Origin of the sequence: Streptomyces sp. MnatMP-M17, assembly GCF_900091995.1 — a bacterium.
Taxonomy (GTDB): domain Bacteria; phylum Actinomycetota; class Actinomycetes; order Streptomycetales; family Streptomycetaceae; genus Streptomyces.
This window is the reverse complement of the sequence record NZ_FMDK01000576.1, coordinates 1-5,359: the sequence shown is the minus strand read 5'-3', so window position 1 is coordinate 5,359 and position 5,359 is coordinate 1. Positions and strand designations below refer to the sequence as shown.

General features: G+C 69.8%; 1 protein-coding gene. It reads right to left on the bottom strand.

Going from position 1 to position 5,359, the window contains the following annotated elements:
* Positions 1-42 precede the first annotated feature (42 nt).
* On the bottom strand, positions 43-5,359 hold a 5,317-nt coding region (pulA, locus tag GA0115259_RS24760), incomplete at its 5' end, for a pullulanase-type alpha-1,6-glucosidase (RefSeq protein ID WP_237540474.1).

The following is a 5,359-nucleotide window of genomic DNA, read 5'->3' as shown; positions in this document are numbered from 1 at the left end:
GGTCGGTCCGTCCCGCGGCGGGACGGACCGACCGCCCAGTCCTCAGCGAACCGCCTCCCCCGCCCTGAACACCGCGACCGTCCGCGCCGGCACCGTGAACGTGCCCGAGCTCACCTCGTACGCGGCTTCCCTGACCGTACGGTCCGCTCCTCCGGCCTGCACCGGGTGCAGGGCGTACGGCCGTCCGGCCAGGGCCGCCACCCGCTCGCTCCGCGCCCTCGGTGTCGCGTTGAAGACCACCACGAGATCGCCGAGGCGCATGGTGATCGTTCCCGGTGTCTCGTCCGGTCCGGAGAGCGGGAACGACAGCGCGGAGCGGACCGCGTCCGTGGACGCCAGGCTGAAGACCGGCTCCGTGGTGCGGATGCGCAGCAGGTCCCGGTACGCGGCCGAGGTGCCGTCGATCTCCGGACAGCCCTGCGTGAGCGCCGGATTCACCAACAAGGACTTGGCATAAGGCCACTTGGCCTCGTTGTCGGCCGCCGGCGGCAGCCCGCGCCCGAAGCCGTTGCCGTCCCGGCAGTCCCAGTGGATCGCGTTGAACCAGTCCCCGCTGTCGTACGAGTTACGGTCCAGGGACTTGGAGCGCAGCAGATCCGTACCGGCCTGGGAGAGGGACGGGCCCTGCGAGAGCGCTGCGGTCGCCAGGGCCACCACCTGCATACGGGCGCGGTCCGCCGCCGAAGTCGCCGCGGGCAGTTTGAAGGCCAGGGCGTCGTACAGCGACTCGTTGTCATGCGCGTCCGCGTAGGCGAGCGCGTCGCCCGGGGCCTCCCCGTAACCGGCCGGCGCTCCGTTGTAGTCGACCTGCGCGCCCGTGACCGTACGTCCCGAGGTGTCGGTGAAGGAGTATCCGGCGAGATTGCCGGTCAGTCCCACCTTGATCAGATCCTGGTAGTGCAGCAGCCGGGCCTTCTGCTCGGCCGGAGTGCCGTTGGCAGCCGAGGAGTTGGGATCGGTGTAGAGACCGGAGGCGAAGCCCTGGATCCCCGGATCCTCGTCGAAGGGACCTCCGCCGCGCACCGCGTCCCGCGCCCGGTCGGAGAAGGTCGCGACACCGGTCCCGGCCATGTGCTTCTGCGTGGCCTGGACGAAGCGCGCGTCGTCGGCGATCTCGCCGAAGTTCCAGCCCTCGCCGTAGAGGACGATCCGCTTGCCGTCGACACCGTCCTTCGCCACGGTCAGCGCGTCCAGCGCCTTCCGTACGGCGAGGATATTGGCCTTCGGATGATGGCCCATCAGGTCGAAGCGGAAGCCGTCGACCTTGTACTCCTTCGCCCAGGTGACGACCGAGTCGACCACGAGCTTGCCCATCATGGCGTTCTCGGGCGCGGTGTTGGCACAGCAGGTGGAGGTGGCGACGGTGCCGTCCGCCAGCAGCCGCTGGTAGTAGCCGGGCACGATCCTGTCGAGGACCGACTTGCCGTCCTGGCCGCCCGCCACGGTGTGGTTGTAGACGACGTCCATGACCGTGCGCAGTCCGGCGCCGTTGAGCGACTGGACCATCCGCCGGAACTCGACCGTACGCGCCGTCCCTTCCGGATCGGAGGCGTACGAGCCCTCGGGCACGGTGTAATGCAGCGGATCGTAGCCCCAGTTGTACGCGTCCTTCGCGGCGCTCGCCGCGACACAGGCCTGCTGTTCGGCCGAGTCGGGCGCGTACACCTTCAAGTCACAGGCGGGCGTGGTCTGTTCGGAGGCACGCTCCGGGATGGTGCCGATGTCGAAGGCCGGCAGGAGATGGACGTACGACGTGCCGGACGCGGCCAGCGCGCGCAGATGCCTCATCCCGTCCGAGCCGCTGTCCGTGAAGGCCAGATACCGGCCCGGGTGCTTCGACGTACGGTCCGCGACCGAGAAGTCACGGATGTGCAGCTCCTGGATCTGCGCGTCCCGCAGCGGAACGGCCGCGGGCTTGCGGAGAGTTGACCAGCCCTGAGGCGCGAGCGCCGGATCGGCCAGATCCACGACCAGACTGCGGGCCGAGTCGGTGGTGAGCGCGGTCGAGTAGGGATCGGTGACCTTGTTGGTGACGACCTTCTGGACGCTCGGCGCCCAGACGCGTACGGCATAGCGGTACGGCTTGCCTGCCCAGCTCTTCTCACCGGTCGCCGACCAGACACCGGAGGCCGGATCGCGCCTCATCGGGACGGTACGGCCGTCGAGTTCGAGATCGACACGCTGGGCGGTCGGCGCCCAGAGCGAGAGAGTCGGCCGCCCGTGCCGGAACACCGGACCGAGGGCGGCTCCGACCGCGCGGGCGCTGTACAGATCGTCGAGAATGCCCTGCGTCTGTACGCCGGTCGCCGCGAGCAGCGCGCCGTTCGCGGCCCGCTGGGTGGCGATGAGCTGCCCGGACAGCGACTCGCGGACCCTGTCCCGGTCGCGGCGGTCCACGGTGAAGGCCGGCAGGTCCTTGAGATGCGGGAAGGCGGCCCGCTGCGCGTCGGTCAGGGCCGACGGAGTCAGCCGGAGCCACTGTCCCTCGTCGGAGAGCGCGCCGTCCTCGACCGTGATCCCGCCGTCACGCGCGTATACGAGCTGCTGGCTGGTGGCGGCGGTCGCCTTCACATCCCAGACGACGGTGTCCGCGTCGATCCACTGCGCCTCGGCCTTGGTGAGGTCCAGGCTCGGACCGGATCCGATCTGCGGCAGGAGATACGCGGGCTGCCCGGCCAGCAGCCACACCTCATGGCCGTAGGTCGCGAGATCGAGCGACTGGTCGGACGGAAGGTCCTTCTCGTCGCCCTTGTGGAGGATATAGCTGAGCGAGGTGGCGCCCTCGGCGAGCGGGACCTCGAAGGTCACGCCGTACGCGTCGCCGCGCACCGGCTGGAGCGGCTTCGACCAGTCGGTGGGCGTCGCGGCGCCGGTCCAGGTGTGCAGTCCCCAGCCGTCGTACGCGCCGTCCGCGCGCTGGTAGTGGAGGATCGCCTTCGTCCTGTCCTGCGGCGGCCGGGCGCCGTCGGGCGGTGTCTCGGACTGGCCGTCCTCGCCCTGCGCGATCCACACCTCACCGGTACGGGCGAGCTCGACGGTGCGCTGCGGGCCGTCGGCCGGGCCGCCCGGCTTCTCGACGGTGTACGGAACGCTCGATGCGCCCTCGGGCACCTTGATCCAGGCGAAGGCGCCGTACGCGTCCCGGCCGGTGAACGCGGCCGACGCGTCGCCGGAGGTGAGCCGCCAGCCGTCGTAGTCGCCCGCGGGCCGCTTGTAGTGGACGATCGCGTAGTCGCGCTCGACGGCCGACGGCTTGTCGGGCGGAGGCGCCTGCCCGGCGGTCGACACGGCGGTCGCGCTCGCGGTGCGGCCCGTGCTGTCGACGGCAACTGCCTTGTAGCGCAGGGGCGTTCCAGCGGCGGTGTCCGCGCCGATGTGCTGCGTGACCTTGTACGGTGCGTGGTCGGCGGTGCCGAGCGTACGCCATGTGCCGTTACCGGTCTGGGCGGCGAAGACGACACGGTTGAGCCCGCCGCCGGTGACCTGCGCGGACAGCTCGACGGTGCCGGTGGCGCCGGGCGCCGGGGCCTTCAGGGCGATCGTGGGCCGCTCGGCGGGCGCGGCCAAGGGCTCGGCCGCCTTCAGCACCAGCGAGGACAGCGCGGGCACGGTCACGGTGAGGCTGCCGCCGGCTGCGGCACGTATCCCCGTACCCGTGCTCGTGCTCGTACCTGAACCGCCGTACAGCGTACGGAAAGTGGTGCCCGCAGCCGAGCCGACAGGGATCTCGACGGTACGGTCGCCGGTGGCGTTGTTCACGGCGACGAGATATTCGGTACGGGCCCGGGAGCCGGTACCGGAGTCCGTGCGGGAGAAGGCGTACACCGAGTCCTTCGCGTACCGCTCCGTCTGCACACCGTCCCGCAGCGCCGGATGCTCCTTGGTGAGCTTCGCGAGGGCGGCGATCGAGCGGTACAGCGGATGCGCGGGATCGTACGCGTCGGAGGCGTGCGTACGGTCCGTGCCGAGCTGGTCGTCGTCCAGATAGTCGGCGGTCTTCGAGGCGAAGAGCGTCTGCCGGGCGTCCTTGTCGCCGCCCGCGCCGGTGAAGCCCTGCTCGTCGCCGTAGTAGACCACCGGATTGCCCCGGGACAGGAACATCAGCTCATTGGCGAGCCTGGCCCGTCCCAGCAGCTCGCTCTCACCGGCCTGCGGATTGTCCTGCCGCAGGAAGGTGCCGATCCGGCCCATGTCGTGGTTACCGAGGAAGGTCACCTGCTCATAGGCGTTGGCCTTGTCGGTGGTGTACCGGTAGTCGTCGGCGAAGACCCGGGCGAGCCGGTCGGCGGGCGCGCCCTGCGAGGCGTACGCGCGTGCCGCGTCCTGGAACGGGAAGTCGAGCGTCGCGTCGAGCCGCCCTTGTGTCACATAGGGCGAGGTGATCGCGGTGTCCGCCGAGTAGACCTCGCCGAACATGAAGAAGTCGTCCCGGCCGCGCTTGGCCGCGTACGCGTCGAGCGCCGTCGCCCACTGCGTCCAGAAGTCCAGGTCGACATGTTTGACGGTGTCGACACGGAAGCCGTCGATGTCGAAGTCACGGACCCACTTCTCGTAGATCTTCTCCATGCCGGCGACGACCTCGGGACGCTCGGTCCACAGATCGTCCAGACCGGAGAAGTCGCCGTACTCGCTGCTCTCGCCCGCGAAGGTGGAGTCGCCGCGATTGTGGTACATGGCCGGATCGTTGAGCCAGCCCGGGACCTTCTGCTCGCCTGTGCGTACGACCGGTGTGTACGGGAAGGAATCGGCGTCGGCCCGTACGAACGTCCCGGTCGCTCCGGTAGCGGCCTGGTCGTCGAAGGGACGGCCGTCCTTGTCGAGATACGGATAGGCGCCCTTGGGCCGGTAGCCGTAGGCCTTCTCCGCGTAGTCGACGGTGTCGGCGGTGTGATTGGTGATGACGTCGAAGAAGACCTTCATGCCCTTGTCATGGGCCTTGTCGATCAGTGTCGCCAGTTCGGCGTTGGTGCCGAAGTGCGGATCGACCTGGGTGAAGTCGGTGATCCAGTAGCCGTGGTAGCCGGCCGAGGCGTCCTTGCCCTCGCCCTGCACCGGCTTGTTCCTGAAGATCGGCGCGAGCCAGATCGCGGTGGTGCCGAGTCCCTTGATGTAGTCGAGCTTGCCGGTCAGGCCCTTGAGATCGCCGCCCTGGTAGAAGCCCTTGTCGGTCGGGTCGTAACCGGTCTCCAGCCGTGAACCGGTCAGCCCGCCGCGGTCGTTGGCCGGGTCGCCGTTGGCGAAGCGGTCGGGCAGGACGAAGTAGAACTGCTCACGCGTCAGATCGTGGCGTACGGGCTCGGCGGCGAGCCGGGCGTCCGACGGCGGCGCGGGCGGCCTTGCGGCGGCGGCCGGCAGCGCG